17 protein-coding genes, 1 pseudogene and 1 CRISPR repeat array are annotated in these 25,121 nt (G+C 32.1%); of the genes and pseudogenes, 5 read left to right on the forward strand and 13 right to left on the reverse strand.

The features are described from left to right. The first annotated feature begins 581 nt into the window (after positions 1-581). On the forward strand, positions 582-800 hold the full coding sequence (locus LF845_RS08295) for a hypothetical protein (RefSeq protein ID WP_242820547.1): 219 nt from the start codon (positions 582-584) through the stop codon (positions 798-800). Positions 801-897: 97 nt separating this feature from the next. Here the strand turns inward: LF845_RS08295 and LF845_RS08300 are convergent, their stop codons facing one another. The 8 genes from LF845_RS08300 to LF845_RS08335 form a co-directional block, all read right to left on the reverse strand. Further along, entirely contained in the window at positions 898-1,146 is a 249-nt protein-coding gene (locus LF845_RS08300) for an NFACT family protein (RefSeq protein WP_242820548.1), read from the reverse strand. After that, complete coding sequence (locus LF845_RS08305; protein ID WP_242820549.1) at positions 1,136-2,107, reverse strand: hypothetical protein; 972 nt, start codon at positions 2,105-2,107, stop codon at positions 1,136-1,138. The genes LF845_RS08300 and LF845_RS08305 overlap by 11 nt, the downstream gene beginning before the upstream one ends. Positions 2,108-2,626: 519 nt before the next feature. After that, positions 2,627-3,256: a CRISPR direct-repeat array (repeat unit 36 nt; unit sequence GTCGTAATCCCTTCAAGTCAGGTCAATGATTCCAAT). A 365-nt stretch (positions 3,257-3,621) separates the two neighbouring features. After that, the gene (locus LF845_RS08310) at positions 3,622-6,876 is read right to left on the reverse strand and encodes an AAA family ATPase (RefSeq protein WP_242820550.1); all 3,255 of its coding nucleotides are present in this window, start codon (positions 6,874-6,876) and stop codon (positions 3,622-3,624) included. 11 nt (positions 6,877-6,887) lie between these two features. Beyond that, positions 6,888-8,117, reverse strand: a complete 1,230-nt coding sequence (locus LF845_RS08315) for an exonuclease SbcCD subunit D C-terminal domain-containing protein (protein WP_242820551.1) — start codon at positions 8,115-8,117, stop codon at positions 6,888-6,890. A 392-nt stretch (positions 8,118-8,509) separates the two neighbouring features. Then, complete coding sequence (locus LF845_RS08320; protein ID WP_242820552.1) at positions 8,510-9,232, reverse strand: endonuclease/exonuclease/phosphatase family protein; 723 nt, start codon at positions 9,230-9,232, stop codon at positions 8,510-8,512. Between the two features lie 151 nt (positions 9,233-9,383). After that, positions 9,384-9,836, reverse strand: a complete 453-nt coding sequence (locus LF845_RS08325; RefSeq protein ID WP_242820553.1) for a hypothetical protein — start codon at positions 9,834-9,836, stop codon at positions 9,384-9,386. Between the two features lie 528 nt (positions 9,837-10,364). Then, positions 10,365-11,897, reverse strand: coding sequence for an ATP-binding protein (locus LF845_RS08330; protein ID WP_242820554.1), 1,533 nt, complete (start codon positions 11,895-11,897; stop codon positions 10,365-10,367). Positions 11,898-12,171: 274 nt separating this feature from the next. Further along, positions 12,172-12,894, reverse strand: coding sequence for a UPF0149 family protein (locus LF845_RS08335; RefSeq protein WP_242820555.1), 723 nt, complete (start codon positions 12,892-12,894; stop codon positions 12,172-12,174). A gap of 391 nt (positions 12,895-13,285) precedes the next feature. On the opposite strand from LF845_RS08335, the pseudogene LF845_RS08340 reads away from it, so the two are divergent. The 4 genes and pseudogenes from LF845_RS08340 to LF845_RS08360 all read left to right on the forward strand — a co-directional run. Continuing rightward, positions 13,286-15,069 (forward strand): annotated as a pseudogene (locus LF845_RS08340) (DEAD/DEAH box helicase family protein); the annotation flags it as partial. 789 nt (positions 15,070-15,858) lie between these two features. Next, positions 15,859-18,369, forward strand: a complete 2,511-nt coding sequence (locus LF845_RS08350) for a molybdopterin-containing oxidoreductase family protein (protein ID WP_242820558.1) — start codon at positions 15,859-15,861, stop codon at positions 18,367-18,369. Then, positions 18,366-19,175: a 4Fe-4S dicluster domain-containing protein gene (locus tag LF845_RS08355; RefSeq protein ID WP_242820559.1), complete on the forward strand. Its 810-nt coding sequence runs from the start codon at positions 18,366-18,368 to the stop codon at positions 19,173-19,175. Before LF845_RS08350 ends, LF845_RS08355 begins: the two co-directional genes overlap by 4 nt. A gap of 1 nt (position 19,176) precedes the next feature. Then, the gene (locus tag LF845_RS08360) at positions 19,177-19,881 is read left to right on the forward strand and encodes a cytochrome b/b6 domain-containing protein (protein ID WP_242820560.1); all 705 of its coding nucleotides are present in this window, start codon (positions 19,177-19,179) and stop codon (positions 19,879-19,881) included. A 51-nt stretch (positions 19,882-19,932) separates the two neighbouring features. Here LF845_RS08360 and LF845_RS08365 read toward each other — a convergent pair whose 3' ends face one another. The 5 genes from LF845_RS08365 to LF845_RS08385 form a co-directional block, all read right to left on the reverse strand. Further along, the gene (locus LF845_RS08365; RefSeq protein WP_242820561.1) at positions 19,933-21,819 is read right to left on the reverse strand and encodes a transglutaminase TgpA family protein; all 1,887 of its coding nucleotides are present in this window, start codon (positions 21,817-21,819) and stop codon (positions 19,933-19,935) included. Next, a complete protein-coding gene (locus LF845_RS08370; RefSeq protein WP_242820562.1) occupies positions 21,806-22,684 on the reverse strand; it encodes a DUF58 domain-containing protein in 879 nt (292 codons plus the stop codon). Before LF845_RS08370 ends, LF845_RS08365 begins: the two co-directional genes overlap by 14 nt. Positions 22,685-22,692: 8 nt before the next feature. After that, entirely contained in the window at positions 22,693-23,625 is a 933-nt protein-coding gene (locus LF845_RS08375; protein ID WP_242820563.1) for an AAA family ATPase, read from the reverse strand. Positions 23,626-23,905: 280 nt separating this feature from the next. Then, positions 23,906-24,310: a Fur family transcriptional regulator gene (locus LF845_RS08380; protein ID WP_242820564.1), complete on the reverse strand. Its 405-nt coding sequence runs from the start codon at positions 24,308-24,310 to the stop codon at positions 23,906-23,908. After that, positions 24,282-25,106 (reverse strand): metal ABC transporter permease, encoded by an 825-nt coding sequence (locus tag LF845_RS08385; RefSeq protein WP_242820565.1) that lies wholly within the window; start codon positions 25,104-25,106, stop codon positions 24,282-24,284. The genes LF845_RS08380 and LF845_RS08385 overlap by 29 nt, the downstream gene beginning before the upstream one ends. Positions 25,107-25,121 lie beyond the last annotated feature (15 nt).

The raw sequence follows: 25,121 nt of genomic DNA on the forward strand, positions 1-25,121 counted from the left end.
ACAATTAATAAATTAGACAAATTGACCGACCCTGTAACGTTATTTGTGTAAATCCCTATTTTGTTTTATGATATTAACTCTATATAAGCCTGTTAATCCCTTCTTGAAAAGTAAATATTAAGTTACAGTTAAATTTTTGACATTTTTTTAATTTATCTTTGACAGTCAAATAAAGTAATTTAAATAATGAGCACTAAATATGCAATGCACCTCAATTTTTAGTAATCCTTTTTGCAGTTTGCTACTCTAATGTTCTCATATCTATTAGTATAAATAGAAACTGAATTATATGTTTATTCTACACATGGATAATCTGTTTGCTATTTTCTTTATTACAATTTCTTGGAGCTATTTATACTATTGCACTATAATTTGGCTTTATTTTCCAATTTAGTTCTTTGTTGATATAAACATATACTTCAAATTTCATATTTATCTATGGTAATATTTTTAGAAGCATAATGGAGTCTTTGTTATAAATCTTCATATCTTTTTTAGTTTAAGTAGAATTTTTGAAAAAAATATAATATGATTATACTAAGTTCGATTATAGAAAAAGTTAGATTTTAAGAGGACCCAATATGATAACATTAGAACCATATTTTAAAGGTAAGTTAATATCATCAATACTAATTATTATTTCAGTTATTTATGGTGTAGCCTTTATGATCAAACCATTTGATAATGTTTTATTAAAAATTATCTTTTTTATAGCTAATTTTATTGTATATTCTTTTGCATTATCTAATGCAGCCATACGACTTAAACAAGCAATAGAATACTTTAAAATCAATAATTGAAAAAGAAATATTCAAATATTATGTTGATGAATAATCAATATAGAATTTAATGGTTTATTGATCAACAAGCTATTAATGGTATTAATTCTTTAAAAGCTTAATCAAACATTTTCTTTATATTTTTTTCATGATGTTTTAATAATTCATTGAGTTTTCTATTTTCCTCTTCTAGTTGATATATCCTGGAGTACAAATTAGAAATTTCCGCTTCTTTCTCAGCTAATTGAGCTTCTAAATAATCGATTTTTTCTTTAGCCGATTTATATTTTTTGTAAGTATCACAACCATTGAACAAAAAAAGTGATAAAACAATTAATAGAGACAATAATAACTTTTTATGAACCATTTTTACTCTCCTCAACTTTTATTTTATTTGACACTTTTTTATGAATTTTACTTATTTGTACTAAGAATCCTACCAATTTAGAAAAAAGTTGCACTACAAATAAAGCTACTCTATGTAATCCTTTAACAATTAAAACTAAACCCATGGAAAAACTGAAATATTTTATAAAATCTAAAATAAAAATAACTACCACTAAGAAACTAGATCTTAGCTGCTCTCTTTCAAAAAAAGCATCTATTATTGTAAAGCTAATTGCTTGTTTGAAATAATCCAATAAAATAAAAATGTTGAACATTTTTCTTGATATGTTATTAGCTTCAGCTTTAGGTATAGCGTTTTTAAGAGCATGATCAGAAAAATTATTTAAATTAACATCATTAATAAAAAACAGATTATAATCATGGTAAGTATATATTACAGTTAATATTATATTTGTTATAAAAGTAAATAAAAACACCTCTAATAGGGTGATAACATAATCGGCAAGTTGCCCAGCTAAATTATCATCAATCATCTTCGTTCTTCTTCTAAATCTATAAAGAATATTTATTACAGCAATAGAAATAGATGTAGAAAAGATAAAGAGTAAGGGGTTTTCCTTAATCATTAGTGCTGCAATACCATATGTTGTAATTGCTAAAACTATAGACGCAAAAATAGCTAATAAAACCACTAAAAATGATTTTTTATTGAAAAATCTATTTAAAAAGCTTCCTTCCCTAAAATATATACTTAGAAGCCTTCTTGAATTTGTATATATCTGAACAAATTGATATAAAATTAGTAATGCTGTTATCAATATAAAACCAAAAGCTCCTATATCACTAAAATTTATAGACACATAACCAAAAAGAAGTAAAACTAAGAAAAATAAAATATATCCTAATACTCTTAAAATGCTTATCAATGGCTTAATTAATATATCGTAAAACTTAGGCAGTATTTTACCCTTTATTGACATAAATTACCTATAAAGAATCTAATCAGCATATAATAAATAGTTTTTAATCCATTAACATACTTTTTTAGTAAAAAACACATATTCAAATTCCTTTTCAATTTTAAATTTTTAGGCATAACATAGCCCACATATTAGTATCACAAAAAAAATTAAACACTCTTACATTCTATAACTAATATTCTTATGCACCATTGTTAATCCTAAGATAATTTTACCATGGTTTTTTAATCTGTCAATAAAACCATCTTTATCCCCAACGTTTAGATGTAATTATTTAACTATCAGGTTCTTAAAGGTCAAAATTAAGTGTTGAGTGATAAGCTCAATATTACAAAAATGTAAAACAAATAATTCATCATTCTACATTTCAAAATTTAACATTATTTATACAAAGTCCTGATGTTTCTATTCCAAGCTTGCTGGAAGTCAGGTCAGAAAATAGCGTTAAGTATTAAGTACTAAGTCTCTAAAACCTTTATAAAAAAATTCATAATTCATAATCCATACTTCAACATTCAAAATTAAATCCCTTCAAGTCAGGTCAATGATTCCAATTCCCTTACTGAATTATACAAGTCAGCGGGCTATAAAGTGTCGTAATCCCTTCAAGTCAGGTCAATGATTCCAATCTGTTAGAATAAAAAATATAATTTATAGGAGGTTATTATGTCGTAATCCCTTCAAGTCAGGTCAATGATTCCAATTAATGTTCAAGCTGGGATTGAAATGTTAAAGAGTAATGGGTCGTAATCCCTTCAAGTCAGGTCAATGATTCCAATAGTGTGATGCTCCCGATGAAGTATGGACTTTGAAGGAGGTGTCGTAATCCCTTCAAGTCAGGTCAATGATTCCAATTAAATAGAATGGAGGTAGTTATGGTAGTTATTAATTTGTCGTAATCCCTTCAAGTCAGGTCAATGATTCCAATCCCTCAGATGGAGAAACTCTGTGGTAAAATAGTAACCAGTCGTAATCCCTTCAAGTCAGGTCAATGATTCCAATAAGATTACCGGGACTGGGAGCCCGGTAAAGATGCAAAGTCGTAATCCCTTCAAGTCAGGTCAATGATTCCAATGAGCCCGGTAAAGATGCAAACGGCGGTTGCTACGCCAAGTCGTAATCCCTTCAAGTCAGGTCAATGATTCCAATAGCACCCCTTTTTAATACCATATTTTCAGATACTTGCAAGGCTAAATTTAAAGAAGGGGGGGTATCAATTTTTCTACTTTGTAAATTTTGATACCCTATTTTATAACCTATTGATAAATAAGAACTAAAAAATTCGTGTTCTATTAATCTAACTTTTTCTATAACTTACTGATACTTAACAACAACCATTAAAAATTGCAAAAATCCAAAATCAACTTGAATTTTTGAAATTTTAATAAAACAATCTCTGCAATATGTTTTACTTATCACTCAACACTTATTCAGTTTTCAAACAGCAAAATTTATCATGAAAATTATAACATACTCGTTACCCAATTTTCTACACAATTTATGTTTTTTTATAATTACACAGCTCCTAATTTACTGCATCCAGGCCCAGATATCTTGCTTCTGCCACCAGTTAAAGGTGTTACTTGAATCTGTGTACTAATTCGCTCTTTTAATGCCTGCACATGTGAAATGACACCTATTATTTTGCCTTCTTGCTGCAAACCGGCAAGAGTCTCAAGAGCAATATCAAGAGCTTCTTCATCTAAAGCACCAAAACCCTCATCTAAAAATAAAGAATCTACTCTGACATTTTTACTGGCCATATTTGAAAGTCCAAGTGCTAAGGCAAGACTGACTATAAAACTTTCTCCACCTGACAGATTTTTTGTGGAGCGAATCTCCCCTGCCTGATAATTATCAACTACATTTAGCTCTAAAGGTTGCGCATCATTTCGAGTTAATAAATATCGGTCAGTCATTTTTTGCAATTGCTTATTGGCATGGGTAATCATAATCTCAAAGGTCAAACCCTGTGCAAAATTACGATACTTTTTACCATCTGCAGAGCCAATTAGTAGATGTAAATTTTCCCAACGAATACATTCTTTTTTCTGAGCATCTATAGCTGCCTGTTTTTCCTTCACACGGATTTTTGCAGCTTTATTTTCATTTAATTGATGTTTTATAGCGGCAATAATATTCCGTATCTCTTTTAAAGATTCTTCTTGCTCTTTAAATTGTAGCTCAAGTTCTTCCAAAGGCTTATCAGTAATTTTTCGTTTAATTTCTTGAGAAAGTCTATCTTGCCTGTCTTTTTGTTTTGTCTTTATTTCCGTTTGACGTTCATTTAGCTCTTTTGCTTTAGCAGATAATTCATCCCTAACTTCATATGGCAGCATAGCTGCTAATAGTTCTTCCTCATTTAAAAATCCCTCAGATTTAATTGCCTCAAAAAATTCTGTTTCAAGCTTTCCTAATTCAGGCTCTCGTTGCGCAATATTTTTCTTAAGAGAATCTATGTGAGATTTTGTAGTGTTTAATTTTTGTAAGAGAGTACTATACTCCTCTCTCATCTGTTTTTCTGTGCTTTCCGCATCTGCAATAGCTTTATTTAAAAACTGCTCTTCATCATCAGGATTTTTATCGCCATAAAGACTATTACGCTCTTCTCTAATAGAAGTAAGGTCTTTTTTTAATGCTTCCAGACGTCCAAGTTTTTCGCTCAACTCTTCATTTTGAGTTTTTATAACAGCATCAAGCTGCTTTATTTCACTATCAATATTGGAAATTTGCTTTTCTATGTCTGTTTTTTTATTGACCTGAGTTTGCCACTCGCTAAGACGTTTTTTGAGGTTTTTTATCAAAGAAGAGATGTCAGCATCATTAATATCAGCAATACCAAGGGGCTGTAATTTACTAACGATATCTTGTCTTCGTTTATCAAAATCTGCTCTGAGTTTTAATAATTCTTCTTGTGCTATTTTAAATGTTTTTTCTGCGACGTTCTTTTCATTAACGGCTGATAATTCAAGTTTTTCAGCTTCTGTCATATTTTGGCGTGCAATACTCTCAGCCTCTTCAAGCTTTTTTATAGAAGTTTCAAGAGCCTCAGCTTTTTCAATCAGAATATCTAATTCTTGAATCTTCTTTTCTGTTTCATCAGGGACAGGAATATTGCCTTTTGCAAAGGGATGTTCTGTGGCACCACAAAGAGGACATGGCTTACCATCTTCCAGTTTCAAACGGTAACTTTCCAATTCTTCAATTTTTTTCAAATATGCTACTTCCCTAAGAAGAGCTTCTTTCTCAGCACGATACTCTCTCAATAACCTACCATCCAATAATTTGTTCAACGCATCTCTCTTTTGCTTAAGCTGATTTTGGGCGTTTTCTAATTCTTTCTTACAAGTATTGGATTTTTTCTGACAATCGACAAATGATTTTGTTGCTACTTCAAAAACATTTTTAGCCGTTTTTTTATCTTTCTCTTTTATAGCTATTTCATTTTGTTTGGATAACAGGCCTTTCAGTTGCTCTTCTACACCGGCAAACCCACCTATCAACCATTCGTCATGTGCATGTTCTTTAAGGTAATTGTCTACAATGTCCAGTTCCTTATGAGCCTTAGACTTTTCTTCCTGTAATTTAATAAGTTTTTTTCTCGCTGTATCAATACTGTTAGCAGTCTTTTTACATCCTTTATCTTCTTCCAATACAGCTTTATTCAGGTCAGTAATTTTCTGGTCAAGGATACGAACTTTCTGTAATATAGGTAAGGTAGCCTTAAGATTTTCCCTCGCTTTTGCAGTTTTTTGTTCTGCCAATTGCAATACTTCTGCCTGTTTTTTGGTAGAGACTTCCAGCTCAGGTAGAGAAAGTTCTTCATTTTTCAATGCTGTTTTGTCATTTTCCTGCTGTTTGCGAGTAGCTGTTAGAGTTGCATATTTACCGTCAAATTTAGCAGCTTTTAAAGCTCTATCCAATCTTTCATTGTCCGGTTTAAATGCCTCAATACCTGCCTGCAGTTTACTTGCTTCTTCTGCTAAAATTGAAATTTCTTTTTTCAGCCCATTAATGTTAGTAAGCCAGGTTATAGCTTTCCCGGTATCAGCATATTTACTTACAAGCTCAGTTTCTTCCTTTTGTCTTTTTTCAAGAGTTTGTCGGATTTCCTCTTCCTCTTCCGGTTCAAGAATCTTAATTCCTGCTGTTTCAGCCTGAAGTAAGTTTAGCTTTTCCCTTTCTTCTTTCTGACGTTCATGGACAAGGATAGATATACGACTATAAATCTCTGTACCTGTTATCTGTTCTAAAATAGGTGCACGCTCATCCGGTGCCGCTTGTAGGAATGCAGCAAATCCTCCCTGAGCAAGTAACATTGAACGAGTAAATTGGTAAAAGTCCATACCTGTAACTGATTCTATCTGTTCGGCTACATTTTTAATCTTTGATTCAACGACTTTGCCTGTGTCTGCATCTACAATTTCATGTTTCGGAGCCTGAAGTTCACCATCAGGTTTTTTGTACCCACGGTGTTGGCTCCAGTGACAACGGTATCGGCCAGCTTGAGTTTCAAAAGTCACTTCGGCAAAGCATTCGCCTGTCAGACGAGACATAATTTCATTGCTACTTTTAGTGATTTTGTTTAATCGAGGAGTCCGCCCATAAAGTGCAAGGCATATAGCATCAAGGATAGTAGTCTTACCTGCACCAGTAGGCCCGGTAATTGCAAAAATACCATCAGAAGTATAAGAAGGATGTGTCAAATCTATTTTCCATTCACCTACTAATGAGTTTAAATTTTTAAATCTTATCTGCTGTATTATCATTGATAATCTCCTTATTCTGCTTGAACGTCATCTTCGTAGAGAGATAATAGTATTTCTTGATAAGCATTAGTTAGCTCAGGTCGCTGTTCTTCAGGTATATTATGGGCATCAAGGCAGCGCTGGAAAACTTCATATACGTTCAACTCTTCAAGGGTTTCTTCTTCATTCATTTGTCTCAGCATTCTATCGGCAATTTTATTATTTTTTATTCTGAGAATTTCTATTTCAGTATCAGAAATAAAAGATTCCATTCGCTCCCGCAGGTCAGAAATAACCTCATCACCCTCATAAATCACCTCTAACCAGGCATTAGAGTTAATTGCTGACAACTCAAGTATTCGTTCTTTAATTTCTTTCCAATCTCCCCTCACCTGCTCAAGCTTTTGAAAAACAGGCACTTTTATAAGTTTTACAGATGCATCTGTGGTTGTAAATTCTACCTGGCAAATACTTTTCTGCTGCTTTGACTCTCCAAAGCCCATTGGAAGAGGAGAACCGCTATATCTCATAAATTCATTATTATTAACCTTTTGTGGGACATGGAGATGTCCAAGAGCAAGATAGTTAAAACAAGATGGAAAAATTTCAGCTTTAACATGTGCAAGAGAGCCAATATAAAGCTCTCGCACTCCATCACCATCAACGGTTTGCCCGCCTGCAGTAAACAAATGTCCCATGCCAATAATTGGAATATTTGCACCAATTTCCTTACGTCTCTGCTCTGCTAAGTCAGCAACTGCTGCGTAATGATTACGAATACCTTCAATTAATTTCCGCTCTTTATCCTCTATACTTTCTCCTGCTTCAGCTACCCTAATATCTCTGTCACGGAGATAAGGTACGGCACAAACAATTAATTCAGGATTATTTTGATCATCTTTGAGCACTAATACTTGTTCCTCTAATGATTCTGTAGTGCTCCCTATTACATAAATATTAAGTGCTTTGAGTAGTTCCTTTGGGGCATTAAGAAATGATGGCGAATCATGATTACCAGCGACAATAACAACATGTCTGCAAGATGAGGCAACTACCCGACATAAAAATCGATAATACAACTCCTGTGCGCGGTTACTTGGAGTACTGGTATCAAAAACATCCCCTGCCACAAGTAACACATCTATTTTATTTTGCTGAATCACATCAGATAACCAATTCAAAAAAGCCTCAAACTCTTCATATCTTTTTTTACCATAAAGAGTGCGGCCTATGTGCCAATCAGATGTATGAAGGATTCTCATATTATAAAATCTCCTTTTTTGACGATATTATATCATTAAAAGTCAAATTTTTATGAATTTGTTAACCTAATTATACCTTACTTCTTTTCAATTTCATTAAAAATTCTTTTATTTTTTTGTCTACTTTTACGGACAATTAATACATCATGTTTCTGACATTATTTTATATTAAACATATACTTATTAAATTTAGGATAACTCCCTCCCGCCAATTATCGTGAAAATTTACAATATTCTAAATGATGGTTTATAGTGTTAATGACAATACGAAATTGGAGCCTTACCCTATCTCAATCATATATATTTTTTGAGGGAAGGTTCGGCAAATATTTAAACATGTATTAAAGTATTCAAAGGTAACTAAAATGACACGAAATTATGAATACTACTTTTTATGTACCGGTATTTATTTCAATAATAAAAGGAACGTGATCGCTTAGTTTAGTCCACTCGTTTGCTTCTCCAATAGATAAATCAAATCCTCTATTAATTATTTCTTCTGAAGCAAAACAATAGTCAATATGGTATCTCTTTTCAGTTTTATGATGCATATAAAAAGTGGGATGAATTTCATCACCATGTTCTATCCCTGTTTTTTTATGATATAAACTGTAAATGTTTTTCTCTTTTAGTTTATTCACAACATCTGTATGGTTTCCAACTCTAGGCTTACTGTCCCATTTTTTATTACTGTTAAAATCCCCTATCAAGATTATATTTTTATTTGATAAAAGGTTTTCATAGTAATTAATTGCAAGCCATATCTGCCCAATATAACTTTCTCTTTTATTTTCTTTATTATTCATTGCCCAGATTGCAAATAGAATAAAAGAAGTATTTTTACCAGTTACTTTCAGTGGGATTATATATTTATATTTAGGATTAAATTCTTTAATTAATTCAAAATTATAGTCAGAATATGAAAAAATGCCAACCCCTTTGTTTGGATTGTCACCATACCAGAAAAAGTCATTTGGTTTAGGTGTTAATTTACCGAATTTCAGTTTTTCTCCGTTTTCACACTCTGGAACAACTAAAATATCTGGGGCTAATGAAAGTATTTTCTTATTTTTATTTCTAAATGCTCCCCTACAATTCCATTCAATTATTTTCATTGCTATCGCTCTTTAAATATATTATATTTTTGCTTATTCTATTTCATTTAGTGGCTTATGCTCTACCCTTGCCCTAATGACTACTTCGTCATCCTTACAATAATCATCTTGTACTATGCTATAATATCCATTTTTAGTAAATAACCACATATTACAGCCTCTTATCAAAATCTTTTAAATAAGCTGGGCGATAACTACTTATTAACTCCTTCTCACGTAGTTTATCATATAAAACACGAAACTCATCAGAATTTTCAGGTAAACCATATTTAGTGAAGTTCACAAGCATATGTACAAAAAACCACGTATAAGCTTTTGTCCAATCCACCCCACTATAATCTGCTTCACCTTCTACCATTTTACCACCAAACCCCTTTAAATAGAATGGCACATAAATTTGATTTAATGGCTCTTTAAAACCATAAATCTTAAACAGCTTTACAAGTCTGTTTTTAAACCATTCTGGGTATGGTACTTCTTTTAATTTCACTAATCTCCATAGCTTAATTTCACTATCATTATCATTTGCCATTAAACTATATTTCTCAGTACTTAACCAGAAAGGAAATAATGGCTCATCTGTTACTGCTGTTTTCTCTAACATTAATGCCCCTTTAATTTTAGTCTTATTATATCATATGGAAAAACAAAAAAATTCTGACAGTTTTCTGACAATTTTCTGCAAAATTTATTTATTTTTATCAATTTAAATTAATTCTAATAACTTTATAATTTATTAATTATCAATGAATTATATGCTATATAAACATATTTAAATTGACACAAAAACATGCTAAAAATTGGTTCAAATCCAGTCGCCCCGATTATTATTACTTAATACCAATTAATTATTATTTTTATATGTTTCAGCTCTTACAATTTTCAGACAAATCAAATCACTATTGATTAATTTAAATAAACCATAAAAGCTAAGATGTTTTTTAGCATTATGCAGTCAGCATCTATTGATTTAGATAATAATATAGACACTTAAATTGTCAAAAAATGTCAAAGTGATGACTGGTCTGTTGTTTGACAGTAATTTGTAACTCGTGATTCGAGTTTCGGTTTACGTTTTAAAGTTGTAACGTTCTAACGTAGAACGTTGAACATAGAACGTAGAACATACCATTTATACCCTTTCCCACTCAAAATTTATTACATTCTTTTGTTCAGAGCTAAATTCGATGCCAATAAGATAGATTTGTTTGCCTTCATTTAAATATTTTTCGGCATAATTTCTTTCTTTGATTTGCCTTAAAGCTTCACCTTGTTGCCCGTCAACCTTAAACTCTAAGATATAAATCTTATCCCCCACAAAAAGTGTCAAATCTATTCTGCCCTTATTTGTAATATCTTCACCGATTATATTTATCCCAAGGGATGCAAGATATGCATAAATCACGCTGGCATAAAAACCTTCGTATAAATTAAGGTTATTTTTTGTAAAATTATTGTAAGGGATTGAGGCAAACAGTGAAGTCAACGCTACTTTAAAATCTTCTAACTTTTCATAATAAAGAGACTTGATTAGGGGACTTTTTAGTCTATTATCACCTTTAAACAGATAATTTATAATATAATCATTCAACGATATTTGGACTTCAAGGTTTGGTATCTTTAGCTTGTACTCTATTGAGCTAAGCAATTCATCTTCTATCATCTTCTCAATCGTCAAATAACCCGACTGATACAAAATCACTTCCAAATCAATATTTTCTATATCAAAGCTGGAAAGTATTTTTTTATCTAATATCAGATTAGTTAAACTCGGTAAAAAATAATTTCTCTCTTTTATGAGTTTAATCAAAAAAGATGGTGTGCCGCTTTCAAACCAATAATTATCAAATACAAATTCATTACTGATAAATTGCAAAATATCAAACGGATTATACACATTATCTTTTAAAAAATTATATCCATTATACCATTTTTTTACCTTCTCCAAATCCACATCTTTAAAATAAGGTAAAAATGAGGTTTCTATATCTTTTTGGGTATAGCCGCAGATATTGCCATACTTCGGATTGAGGGAGATATCCGTGAGCATATTGAGCCCGCTAAAAATAGATGCCTTGGAAAATTTGCTCACGCCTGTCAAAAATGCAAATTTGATATAGGCATCGTTATCTTTGATTATAGAATACAAACCCTTGATAAACTCTCTATTTATCTTAGCCTGTTCAATATTTTCTATCACATCAAGAATAGGTTTGTCATATTCGTCTATTAAAATTACTACCTTTTGGTTATATTTTTTGTATGCTCTATGGATTAAATCTCTAAAGCAGCTTGCAGGATCGTTTACATTATCACAGATGACGCCTAAACTCTCTTGATTTGTTTTAAACACATCAAAAGCAACTTGCTTTAAACCTTCAAGCGTTTGGAAATTACCAGCCCAGCTTATCTTTATTACCGGGTATTTTTCATTCCAATTCCACTTGTCATAAATATACAGACCTTCAAAAAGCTTTTTGTTCCCTTCAAATAATTCTTTTAATGTATCAAGAAATAATGACTTACCAAATCTGCGGGGGCGGGATAGAAATACATATTTGTATTCTTGAATTAGCTTATAAGCTTCTTCAGTCTTATCGATATAAACGTAGTTTCCTTCAATTATTTCACTGAATGTTTGTATTCCGATTGGGAGCTTTTTCATAATCGTCTCCGAAACATTTATGGCAATATAATCTTTTTACAAATATAAGATAAATTATAACTTTTAGCAAGTGGGGTTTACCCGACATCAAACTGTTTTTGGTATCTTTTAGATTTAGGCAAGCTTTTTTATTTTCTAATTTGCTCTAATATAATGTTTGCTATTTAAACAAAATTTTAATCCTCTATTTTTGCATTAAGTATTAACAAATATTGTATAACAGGAAATAGCAAGCAATTTTCTATAACAAATATTTTAATCTGGTTAACAGTACTTAATTTTTACCACAGCACTTTTTGTATTTTTTACCACTGCCGCAGGGGCATAAATCATTACGCCCAATTTTTTCTTTTTTATTTTGAGTTTTATTTAAATTTTCTTTAAACTTTTTCTTTCTTTCATCCAAAAACATTTCCCCGACTGCTTTTATACCTTCAACAGCACTTGGTATTATTTTATAAATCAATTTTTTGTCAACATTATCTTCTTGTACTAAATATTCATTTAAAGTGTCAGGGTAAGCTGCACTAAATATAATCCCCAAAAAATAGGTATAAAGTTCTTTTTCTTTTGAAGGTTTTTTAAGGTCTTCAGGGTTAGGAAACCATATTTCAGGTCTCATTTTAAATGCAGAAAAAAGACCCTTTGCCCAATCTGAAATTTCAGCCATATATTCATCAGTTAAATCTTCATCTTTTATTACGTCGACAAGTATCTTAAACTTTTGATTTTCTGCAGCATAAATATAAGCATTATAAGCTTTCATAAGATTATCTACAAAAAGGCTCATTTCTTCTTGAGATTCAAATATCGGTTCTTCGTTTCCAAATATTTCAGGCATATATTCACTTAGAAATATAACATCAGGCGTTAATGCAATACCGAAAAGAAACCCTTCAAGCTCAGCGACATTCATCGCTCCATCTACTTTTTCAAGAATCTTTTTAAAAACCTCTTTTTGCTTTTTGTTAAGAATATCTACCATAAACGCCGGCATTTCAACATCTCCTACAACATATTTGGCAGTGCTTAAGGATATTTACTATAAATTTAAGTATTTGTCGAGTATTCAAAGGCGACCGTCAGCTATTTTTTATACATCTAAACTACAATTAAACTTTTCCTCATTTATTCAAATAACAGAGAGCAAGAATAAGCACAGATTTAACTTTATATCTTATGCAAATTTATTTTCAAAACTTTTTAGATAGGCCATAAAAATCTTGGTTTACATTTACTTTACTAAAATCAAAAAACACGTTAAAATTTATATAGTGTGTTGTGCCTGCCTATATTTATTGTATTTTACAATAAATTTGTGCGGGGTGATTATTGTAATACACCTTATATTTTAATTTTTAGCAATATTATTATTCAGAGGTTTGATGATGTCTGAAAAAGAAGCTAAGGCAAGAATAAAAATAAACAAGCTCCTCGAAGAAGCCGGCTGGAGATTTTTCGATACAGCAGATGGTAAAGCAAATATTTTACTGGAAAATAATGTTAAAATAACTGAGAAAAAGCTAAATGAGTTTGGTGAAAATTTCGAACATACAAAAAATGGATTTATTGACTTTTTGCTCCTTGACGAAAAAGGCTTTCCATTGGTTGTTTTAGAAGCAAAAGCTGAAACCAAAAACCCGCTTTTTGGCAAAGAGCAAGCCAGAAAATACGCACAATCTCAAAATTGTCGCTTTGTTATCCTTTCCAATGGAAATATCCACTATTTCTGGGATATAGAAAGGGGGAATCCTCAATTAATAAGCAAATTCCCCTCTCAAGAAACTCTAAAAGGGTATGAAAATTTCAAGCCAGATAAAAATAGACTCGTAGAAGAGATAGTTAAGGAAGATTATATTGTTTTAACACAATACCCTGATTATAAAAATGATCCTTCATACAAAGATGAAAAAATCAGGAACAAATTTATAACTGAAAATAAATTGCGTTTCTTAAGAAAATATCAATTATTGGCCATAAAATCTATACAAAGTGCTGTTAAAAAAGGGAAGGATAGATTTCTTTTTGAAATGGCAACAGGCACGGGGAAAACTCTCGTCTCAGCAGCAGTAATTAAATTATTCCTACGCACTGGCAATGCCCGTCGGGTATTGTTTTTGGTGGATAGACTTGAGCTTGAAAATCAGGCATACAAAGCCTTTAGAGACTATCTTAAAAATGATTATACTACTGTTATTTATAAAGAAAATAGGGATGATTGGCGAAAAGCAGAAATTGTTGTTTCCACTATTCAAACTTTTCTTTCTAAAAATAGATATAAAAGAATCTTTTCTCCTGATGACTTTGACCTTGTGATTTCTGATGAAGCTCACAGAAGTATAGGCGGTAATAGCAGAGCTGTATTTGATTATTTTATAGGTTACAAACTTGGGCTTACTGCCACCCCAAAAAACTACTTAAAAAATATAAATATTTCAAAACTTGGTGAAAATGACCCTCGACAATTGGAAAAAAGATTGCTTCTTGATACCTATAAAACTTTTGGTTGTGAAGATGGTGAGAGCCAACATATAGGTACTCTCTTATTGATGGTGTCAAAGACGGTTTTCTCGTAAATCCTATTGTTATAGATGCCCGCACTGAAGTAACTACCCAATTAATTTCAGATGAAGGTTATGCTGTAACTGTTAAAAATGAAGAAGGAAATGAGGCAGAAGAAACTTTTATTCACAAAGACTTTGAAAAAAAATTCTTTTCTGAAAATACAAATAGAGCTTTTTGCAAAGCATTTTTAGAAAATGCACTTTTTGATCCAATTAGTGGGGAGATAGGAAAAGCTATCGTATTCTGTGTCTCTCAAAATCATGCAGCAAAAATTTCTCAAATCCTAAATGAAATGGCACATCAAATGTTTCCTGAAAAATATAATTCAGACTTTGCTATTCAGGTGACATCAAATATTCACGATGCCCAACAGTTCACTATTAATTTTACAAATAACAATCTTTCAGGCTCAGGAAACTTTGATTCCGCCTATAAAACAAGTAAGACAAGGGTATGTGTCACGGTGGGTATGATGACTACCGGATACGATTGTCCTGACATTTTAAATATTTGTCTAATAAGACCAATCTTTTCTCCAACAGAATTTATCCAGATAAAGGGGAGAGGGACGAGAAAACATAATTTTGTAAATGACCTTACTGATATTAGAGGAAAGTTTATCGGAAATTTCCCGATAGTATATTGGTTCTGAGGCATATGAAAGTAGAATTTGAGATCCCTTCCTCCCCTTGAAGTCCAGCAGCGTATTGTCGATAAAATCAAATCCGAGCAGAAGATAATCGACGGCCTGAAGGAGATGGTGAAAAACTATGAGGAGAAGATAAATCGGGTGATTGATAAGGTGTGGGGGGAGTGAAACTCTGTGCCCTCTGTGGTTAAAAAACTGTGAACAGTTAAAAGTAAATGGTGAATGGTGAATAGTGAATAGTGAACTGTGAGTCTTGGACAAAAAATAAATTGTGTAAGTTAATATGAGGTGTAAAGGTTGTAAAGGGTATGAAGGTGTAAAGGTTATAAAAGGTGTAAAGGTTTTAGAGACTAAAACATAATACTTAATACTAAATTCTAACCTCTGCGTCCTCTATTGCAAAAACTATCTCTCTCAACAAATAATATGCATTAAACTTAAACTTTTGCTCGAAACCTATATATTATTCATAAATTATAATATATAAATATTTGCATAACATGTTGATAATAAAGTATTTTAAAAATATAAAAAACATTATAAAAAATAAAATTTTAAAAAAATTATATATAATAGATATGAGATGTGTTGTTTAATTTTATTTAAACTACAGTAAAATACAGGCAAGCATTAATTTAAAACCTAGTTCTCTTTTATATTAAGTCTAAACAAATATTGCATTTGTTTTTTTTTGTTTTATAAATAGTTACCGGCAACATTAACATAATTTTTTATTAGGAGGTTAGTATGCCTTGTTTAAACAGGAGGAACTTCTTAAAGCTAAGTGCAGGGGCTGCACTGTCAGGAAGTTTACTTTCTCTAAAAGAGTCGCACGCAAAGGTTACACCTTTGGATTTTGGTGTAGAAAAAAAAGTACCTGTTTTGTGTAGGATGTGTGCCCAATTCTGCCCAATGATAGCAGTAGTTAGAGACTCGAGAGTAATAAGAATAGAGTCAAATAAAAACACACCACATTCAGGTATTTGTGCCAGAGGGAGGGCAGCAACAGCTGCGTTGTACAACCCAAACAGGATTAAACAGCCTTTAATCAGAGTAGGTAAAAGGGGAGAAGGAAAGTTCAAACCGATTTCTTGGGATGATGCTTTAAAAATTATTTCAGATAAACTTATCAACTTAAAAAATAACGGTGAAGAGCACCTGGTTGCTTTTTTACCAAGATTTAATAGTGCACCAGGAATGGATAAAGAATTTTTTACTATTTACGGCACCCCAAATATTGTAGGATACGGGGATACCTGTTTTGGCAACTCATTAATTGTAAGCTATGGTTCAATTATGGGTGGTAAGGAAGATAAAGGTGTACCTGGGGGCGGAACGGGCGCATTAAGTCCTGATTATGAAAATGCTAAATACGGGATTCTTATCGGCAGAAATCCAGGTGGCGGACTTGTAACTTTCCCTTGGGGAATTATGTATGGAAAAGGTAGAAGAAATGGTTTAAAAGTTACAGTTATTGATCCAAGAAAGCCATCAGAGGCAGGGGAAAGTCTTACCGAATGGCTACCGATAAGCCCCGGTACAGATTTAGCCCTTTTACTTGCTATAGCAAACACAATTTTGACCTCCGGAAAATTTAACAAAGAATATCTTAAAAAGCATACAAACGCACCTATGCTTATAGACAGCGAAGGGAAACCTGTCCATTTTGAAAACATAGATGACAAACATATAGATTTTCTTGTATATGACGAAGACGATAAACAATTTAAGCTTTCTAAAGATGCATCAAACCCTTCATTGACGGGAGAATTCGAATATAATGGAGTTAAAGTTACTACTGCTTTGACTGCATTAATAAACTCCTCAAAGCAATTTACACCTGAATGGGCGGAAAAAGTTACAAGTGTGCCTGCCAATAAAATTAAAAATGTCGCAGAAAATCTAATTAACAATGCACCTCAAGTGTTTATAGAAAGAGGATACAGGTCTACAAGATATGATAATTCAATGGAAGAGAAAAGGGTAATTCTGATTATAAACACTCTATTAGGAAGTATAGGCACAAAAGGGGGGATGATTATTCAAAGAGGTGTAAAGACTGGCAGCTTTATAAAAGCACCTAAACCGGAACAAAAGCCTATCTCACACTATTACCGAAAATTCAGTGAATACTCGTTAATAAATACTAAAGATTACAGAAGATTTTTTATAAAGTCACTCCTTGAAGAAAAACCATACAAGTGCAAAGTGGCAGTGTTTTGGGGTCAGAATATAATTGGCGGCTCTACAGGTAGTGAAGAAATTATTCAAGCATTGGAAAAGCTTGAAACAATAGTCGCTATTTCCCCCTATTTCAATGAAACAGTACTTTATGCTGATATAATAATTCCTGATGCAATGTTTTTGGAAAGGGATGAAGCCATTCGTACAAAATTTAAAGCACCTTACCCTACCATTGCTGTCCACAAAAAGGCTGTTGAGCCTCTTTTTGGTGCAAAAGAGGGTTACTGGATAGTTAATGAGCTTGCAAAAAGAGTTTTGGACTCAGAAACATATAATACATACTTTAGTCATTACAACGAAAAAGGGATTAATGCTATTTTAGATAAGCAACTTTCCAAAGTAGAAGGATTATCAGAAGATGAGCTACAAACATTTTCGCCAGACTCACTATTTGAAAAAGGGGTATGGACTGGAAATATAAAATACGGGGTAAAGGCAAAAACAAAGTCTAAAAAAATCGAAATATACAGTACTTTCTTTTTGGAAAAACATTTTGAACTAAAAGCGGCAAATGAAAAGTTGGCAAGTATATTAGACCCTGGCTTTAAATATCAGCCCCCATACTGGAAAACAGAAAAAGAAACATTAGACAAAGATGAGTTTATACCGGTAACAGGCTTTAACCCATTAAGCTCATTTACAGGCGCACAAACAAAAGATAACCCTATTTTAAACTTCCTTGGTGGCATGGTAGATTGGGATGCAATATATATCAACAAATCAAAAGGGGAAAAAATTGGGCTTAAAGATGGGGATATTGTTGAAGTTTTTAATATTCAAAAGCCCCATCTTGTTACTAAAACCAAAATAAAACTTGTAGAATATGTACACCCTGACGCCTTATTTTCATATTATGGAGTAGGTGCTGGATATTATAACAATCTTACAAACTTTTTAACCAATGCGCCAAAATATGGATTTAATCCTAATCATATAGGAAACTTTACCTTTGCCGCACTTGATGGCGGGCAACTGGCTCAAGACTTTATTGTTAAAATCAGGAGGGCAAAATGAGTAAAAATATAATTTGCTATGACTCAATGTCATGTATCAGGTGCTATGCTTGTATGACAAATTGTGCTATAGAAAATAGTACAAGGCAATTCAGAGATAAAGGGTATAAGTACGAAGCATCAGTAAATGAGCCAAAAGAAAGTAAATTTTACCTTACCCCTTTAACTTATGAATATGGAAAATACCCTGAAGCACAAAAAATAACAAAATTTCATCATTGCAATCATTGTGAAAACGCTCCTTGTAAGCAAATTTGCCCTGCAGGAGCAATAGAGCAAAGAAAAAGTGGCGCAGTTGTAATTCATGAAGATGTGTGTGTCGGTTGTCGTTCGTGTATAGATGCTTGTCCTTATAATGTGCCTAAGTATAGCAAAGAGACCAACAAAACCTCAAAATGTATCTTGTGTTACGACCGCATCGAAAACGGTTTAAAGCAGGCTTGTGTGGAAGGTTGTCCTACTGGAGCGCTATTTTCTGGAACAATTCAAGAAGTAGAGCAAGAGATAGCTAAAAGGATTGCAATTTACAAAGATACCTACAATGAAGAATTTGTTGCTTATGGTCTTGATAAAATTAACAATTATGTAGGGAAATTAGGCTGGGTAACTATTATCCCCAAAAAAGAGATGAATTTGTACAAATTACCTGAAAATCCTCGCAGCAACGCAATAGCACTTAGAAACTTTGCCAAAGCAAGTGCACCATTTTTAATTGGTGGCGCATTAGCTGCAACAGCCGGACATTTTATATATTGGCTGGCAAAAAGAAAAGAAGTAGTTGCAGAAAAAGAGCACAAGGAGGAGTAATATGACTCATAATACCAATCAAAAAATAGAAGTATTCAACCAAATAATTATTTGGTATCACAAACATATCATTCATTTTATGTTATTTTTCATAATTACGGGCTTGCCGATCTTATCAAACAAGTTTAGCATTTTAGCTTACATATTTGGCATACCTGTTAGCTTGTTTGCCGGTGCCAATACTTCCGCAGAAATACTAAGTATTGGTATTCAGGTTGCAAGAATATTCCATAGGGTAACGGCATTATTTTTCCTACTTACAACAATACCGTTTGTAATTGTTATGCTCAAGGATATAAGTTCATGGCAAATATGGCCTGAAAAATGGGGTATTAAAGCATTTTTCCAGGGATTTTCAGATTTGTATAAAACATATATAAAATTTGAGCACCCTGAGATAGGAAAATACAACATGGGACAAAAACTATTCGCATGGTTTATAATATTTTCAATGGTAGTTATGACTATCACAGGGCTAATGCTGACATTTAGAGATTCTTACACCTTAGAGGCTTTACAATGGGCGAAAAGCCTGCACGGTACATTTTTTATACTTATAATATTTTTTCTAATTATTCACATGTATATTGGGACTCATCCAATTAACAGATGTGGCTTAAAAGCAATTTTTAGGACAGGTGAAGCTGACTTGGAACATATCAAAGAAAAACACCCAAAATGGTATAAAAAAATAGTAAAAAGTTAAGAAAAGGGGCATTTAGCCCCTTTTTTAACTATTGATATTTATGCGAAATAGTCACTTAAATTTCTTAATCTCTTTTAAAAACATATTTAGTTTTTTATAATTTACATGCTTATTACGATACTTCATCCTGTAAAATTCCTCTACAAACAGATTTGCCTTATTTCTTAAGTCGTCATTCTCTATTTTTCTTATATTTTGTAATAAGCTTAGGTTTTGGTCTGCCTCTACCCCATGATTTTTTAATATCTTATAAAATTTATTTAAATAATAGTTAGTTTTCTGTCTTTTTCGTTTATAAGATACAAAATAAAAACTTATAACTATAATTGTTATAGCAAAAGCTGTAATAATGAAGACTTTCTTAGATACATTAATATTCATCTTCTTAAAAGAAGATGAAACATTTTTAAATAAGCTAATCTGTTTTTGAAAATCGTAATTTATTACAAACTTAGTCCAGTAATACGAAATATAGTCAAAATATAGCCTAATTTTTAAGCTCAAAGGTAATATGTTTTTATTTGTAAATTGCTCAATAGCTGCCGGAGTGGGGTCAAACCTTACCCAATATCCTTCAAGATATGCCTCTACCCACACATGAGCGTTTTTATTAGCAACTGCATAATATCCACCGTTTTCATTGTAGTAGCCCCCCTTAAACCCGCCTACAAGCCTTGCCGGAATATTATTAGCTCTTAATAACACGGCCATACTTGAAGCGAAAAATTCACAATTACCTTTTTTTACGTTGAATAAAAAATCTTCTATGGAGTTTTCCCCTGTTGGTAAATCTTGCAGTGAATAAGATATATTAGACTTCAGATAATTTATAATTGCATTTGCTGTTTCAATATTGTTTTCCCTTTTAAAACTTTCAGCAAATTTTAAAACTTTTTCCGTCACATTTGAAACATCTGTGTAAAACTTCACTTCTATCTCATCTTTGAATTTATCTACTAAATAAGATACCCCTTTGTATTTAATCTTTTTATTAATCAATTTTTTATCTTTTACCTCAAGCTTATCTGTAAAAAATATTCCACTTTTGCCAGCATCTACTTGTAATGGATAATCAAGGGTTATGAGAAAATTTTCAAAATGAGGCTCTAAATAAATCTCATATTCTACCCTTTCACCCTGTAATCTTTTTGGTCTGCTTACCCTCTTTGAAACGGAAGATTTCCATCTATTTTCCTCAAAAACATCAAAAACAACCCCCCTAAAATAAAGAGGCCTGTTTACCTTCTTCATCACTGCTCTAAAAGCAATGCTGTTATCTTCCTGAATTGAATTAACATCTCCAAGCCCTATTTCACTGCTAAAGCCTGACTTTGAAATATTTGAATACCCTATAGAGCTAAAAAGCGGGTAATCTGTTCTCGGCAGCACAATAAAAATAACTGCAGCCAGAGGGACTGCAAATAGCACTATCCCGGAGCCTTTAAAAAGCAATTGTTTAAAACTTTTGCTTTCAAGCTCAATATCACCCTTAAAATTAACAAAAGTGATAAAAATTGCCGCAATATTGGCAACAAATACTGAAACTACAATATATACCAAATAAATCATACTTAGACTAAAAAGCCCGGAAGCAGTTGTCAGAAAAATGGTCAATATAATCAACTGCATATAATCTCTATAACCCTTTTCCTCAAGTAGCTTAATACAGATAAATATTATGATAATGTGGCAAAGTGATAACAAAAGTGTATTTACATTTGTGTTAACAAGAGTAAGCCCTGAAAATAAAAAGGCAAAAGCGGTAAGCAATTTTCTGTTTAATTTTAGAAATTTAAATTTTTCATTAAGCAAAAATATTAAGAGGACAAAAACTAAGGCAGCAGAATATATGACATTTACATACTTTACTACACTAAAAAGTGCGAGAATTACCAAAAAACTTATAAGGTAATTTACGAAATCTCTAATCTTTACCATATATCGCCAGCCTTTTTAAGACTTCCCTTTTTTCGTATATATTGCCGATATTAAATTCCTTATTGCCAACCTGAAACAGCAACGGTTGCTTTTTTATACTTGCTTCATAAATAATTGTTGTCGCAATACTTATCCCTTTTTCTAAAGCATAATCCTTAATTAAATCTTCAAAGATGAGATACATATAGCTCATCTTTTCTGAAGTAAATTCTTTGGTATAAAGATTTTCGTTTTTTGCGTAGTGTTTCCAGAATATTTTACTCATCGGGTCGTTATTATAGCTTCTAATATTGCTAAGCTCTTCTTGACCATGTATTACAGGTAGCACTGGAAAATCGTTAACCATATCACCATCTTCAGATGAATTAGGAATAAAAGAATTGTCAATTAGTCTTGGAAATATCACTAATTCTTCATTTACTGCATATACTTTTGCTCTGATAAAAAAATTAAACGGATAAATAGATGTGACAATGACTTTATCTATCTTCACAAACCCTCTTTCGGTAAAAGTCTTAGTAAAATATATAGATGCCGATTGTTTTGGTTTTAGAAAAATGACCTTTTCTTCATCATCTAAAATGTTAATATTGAGAAGAGCGGAAAATATCGCCGATTTATTATTTATAACGTTGACTTTAATCTTTGTTTTTCGTGATGCATAAATCTCCTCTTCAAATGAAAATTCAAATGAGAGATTTTCAATATTTGATTTACCAAAAAAGCCCGATATCCCCATCACCGCAAGCATCAAAGATACTGTAATAAAGACAAGGTTATTATTTGTGTTGATAGCAGAAAACCCCATCATTATTGTGAGTATAATATACAGCCATCCGGCTTTTGTAAATTTAATCGGAGACAATCTTCCCCCTAATAAGGCAGTTTTACTGACTTAATTATATCCTCTAAAATCTCTATCTTTTCACTGCCGGAAAACATACCTTTGAATATTATTCTGTGAGGCATGGTGTAAGTATAATAATCAAGTACATCCTCAGGGATTACATAATCCCTTTTGTTAATTATTGCTGAAGCTTTAGCCACATTTACCAAAGATAGCGCTGCTCTGGTAGAAAGCCCTGTGGATATTTTACTGTGATTTCTCGTTTTATTAACTATTTCAATAAGATATTCAAGTATTGAATCATCTATTTTTACCCCCTCTCTTACAAAACGGATTAATTCCAAAGCATCATTTTTACTTATGGCAGGCTTTGACTCGTAAATTTTTCCCCGTGAGCTTCCACCTTTTAATATTTCAAACTCTTCTTCCTTAGACGGGTAGCCAAGATTTATCTTCATTAAAAATCTATCAAGCTGGGACTCAGGAAGGGGGAAAGCGCCATAAGACTCCGCTGAGTTTTGTGTTGCGATTACGAAGAAAGGCTGATTAAGTTTGTATGTTTTACCTTCCACCGTCACCTGCTTTTCCCCCATAGCTTCAAGAAGTGCACTTTGTGTTTTTGGGGTAGCTCTATTTATCTCATCTACAAGTAAAATATTGTTAAAAACAGGCCCCTCTTTAAACTCAAATTCCCCTTTTTCTTTGTTAAATATATTAAGCCCCGTGACATCTGTGGGCAATAAGTCATTGGTGCACTGAACCCTGCCAAAATCGACACCCATCGACTTAGCTATTGCTATTGCAAGAGTTGTTTTTCCAAGCCCTGGACTATCTTCAATGAGAATATGCCCTCTGCTTATAAATGCCAAAAGTGCAAGCTTAATCCCTTTTTCCTTGCCGTGAAGATACTTTCCATAATATTCAAATAGTCTTTCAATCATAACAATATATTTTTCCATTTGGCCCCCAAAATTTTTTTAACTATTTTAACACAATTAAAGAGTTTTATCTCAATTTAGACATGAAAAGATTTTTTGAAAGGGGGAATGTAAAAAAACGGTAATTGATTAAAATTTAATCACATCCGCTATGTCTCATAGAATATTAAATATCCTATGTGGATAAATTGTAAAGAACTACAAAGTATAATATTTATATATATTTATGAATAAGTTAGCATAAACAAATCAATTTCTACTGATATTTATTAACAAAATAATACACAATAAATAATAATACTTATTTTTTACATCTGCTACAAATGCCATGAAATGTTGCATTTACAGATAGAGTCTGAAAATCATCAAAATTATTCAATATTTTATCAAGATTTATATTTTTGCAATAATAATCTCCACATTTGTCACACACCAAATGAACATGGCTTTTCCCTTCCCCTTTACCAAAACAGTACATATACTCGCCATTTTCACTCAAAAATTTAAAAATTAACCCTTTTTCGCAAAGTTCATCCATTATTCTATAAACAGTCGATTTGTTTAAGCTGCTCTCTTTGGAAAAATTACCAATTATTTCAACCGCAGTCACGGGACAATTTTTATTAATCAAATACCCAAGCAATTTAATTTTATTTTTAGTTACCCTTATCTTCTTGTCAGTTAGCAGTTTTTTTATACCAAACATTTTTCAAAACCGTTAAAATTTTTTCAATTATAAACCAGACTGATGCCACTAATATTATAGATGCGCCGGAAGTAGTATTAAAATAATAGGAAAATAAAAGTCCGATAAGTCCAAATAATAATGTATAACCGGTAGACATAATAATCATTTGAAAAAGATTGTTTGACTTATTTTCAGACAAATGTTGAGGTATAGTAAGAAGTGCAATCACTAAAATTAAACCCACAACTTTAATTAAAATTACTATAGAAATTGACGCCAACACAATTATAAGCGTATGAATAGCACTTATATTTATCCCTTTTACATACGCAAACTCCTTATCAAAAGAAAAAAGAACAAGTTTTTGATAAAAAGCTACTAAAAATAAGATTGCAATCACATCAAGAATAAAAATCATATTGATATCACTTTGTGAAACTGCAATCAGACTGCCAAAAAGATAACTCATCAAATCAGCCTTGTAGCCGGGCGTAAAGTCGATAAGAATAATCCCAAGCGCCATTCCAAGTGCCCAAAAAATACCTATAATGCTATCTACCCTATAAGTTTTATTGGCAGTATACACCCCTAACGCGGATGAGCTTAACAGTGAAAAGACCAAAGTAGTAGGCAAAACAGGCAAACCGAAAAAAAATGCAAGCCCTACCCCGCCATAAGCGGCATGAGCAACGGCACCAGTGAGAAATACCATTTGATTGACAACAATCAATGCACCGGCAATCCCGCAAACTATACTTGCCAACAAAACGGTATATATGGCATTTAAAAAAAAGTCATACTGAAATATTTCCAATTTTTGCTCCCAATA

This window comes from Deferrivibrio essentukiensis (assembly GCF_020480685.1).
Lineage (GTDB): Bacteria > Chrysiogenota > Deferribacteres > Deferribacterales > Deferrivibrionaceae > Deferrivibrio > Deferrivibrio essentukiensis.

Excerpts from the sequence above, each read along its gene's own strand:
- LF845_RS08350 (WP_242820558.1), top strand. The coding sequence starts at position 15,859 with ATGCCTTGTTTAAACAGGAGGAACTTCTTAAAGCTAAGTGCAGGGGCT.
- LF845_RS08300 (WP_242820548.1), bottom strand. The coding sequence starts at position 1,146 with ATGGTTCATAAAAAGTTATTATTGTCTCTATTAATTGTTTTATCACTT.
- LF845_RS08305 (WP_242820549.1), bottom strand. The coding sequence starts at position 2,107 with ATGTCAATAAAGGGTAAAATACTGCCTAAGTTTTACGATATATTAATT.
- LF845_RS08380 (WP_242820564.1), bottom strand. The coding sequence starts at position 24,310 with ATGTTTGGTATAAAAAAACTGCTAACTGACAAGAAGATAAGGGTAACT.
- LF845_RS08360 (WP_242820560.1), top strand. The coding sequence starts at position 19,177 with ATGACTCATAATACCAATCAAAAAATAGAAGTATTCAACCAAATAATT.
- LF845_RS08330 (WP_242820554.1), bottom strand. The coding sequence starts at position 11,897 with ATGAAAAAGCTCCCAATCGGAATACAAACATTCAGTGAAATAATTGAA.
- LF845_RS08355 (WP_242820559.1), top strand. The coding sequence starts at position 18,366 with ATGAGTAAAAATATAATTTGCTATGACTCAATGTCATGTATCAGGTGC.
- LF845_RS08365 (WP_242820561.1), bottom strand. The coding sequence starts at position 21,819 with ATGGTAAAGATTAGAGATTTCGTAAATTACCTTATAAGTTTTTTGGTA.
- LF845_RS08335 (WP_242820555.1), bottom strand. The coding sequence starts at position 12,894 with ATGCCGGCGTTTATGGTAGATATTCTTAACAAAAAGCAAAAAGAGGTT.
- LF845_RS08315 (WP_242820551.1), bottom strand. The coding sequence starts at position 8,117 with ATGAGAATCCTTCATACATCTGATTGGCACATAGGCCGCACTCTTTAT.
- LF845_RS08325 (WP_242820553.1), bottom strand. The coding sequence starts at position 9,836 with ATGTTAGAGAAAACAGCAGTAACAGATGAGCCATTATTTCCTTTCTGG.
- LF845_RS08375 (WP_242820563.1), bottom strand. The coding sequence starts at position 23,625 with ATGGAAAAATATATTGTTATGATTGAAAGACTATTTGAATATTATGGA.
- LF845_RS08320 (WP_242820552.1), bottom strand. The coding sequence starts at position 9,232 with ATGAAAATAATTGAATGGAATTGTAGGGGAGCATTTAGAAATAAAAAT.
- LF845_RS08310 (WP_242820550.1), bottom strand. The coding sequence starts at position 6,876 with ATGATAATACAGCAGATAAGATTTAAAAATTTAAACTCATTAGTAGGT.
- LF845_RS08295 (WP_242820547.1), top strand. The coding sequence starts at position 582 with ATGATAACATTAGAACCATATTTTAAAGGTAAGTTAATATCATCAATA.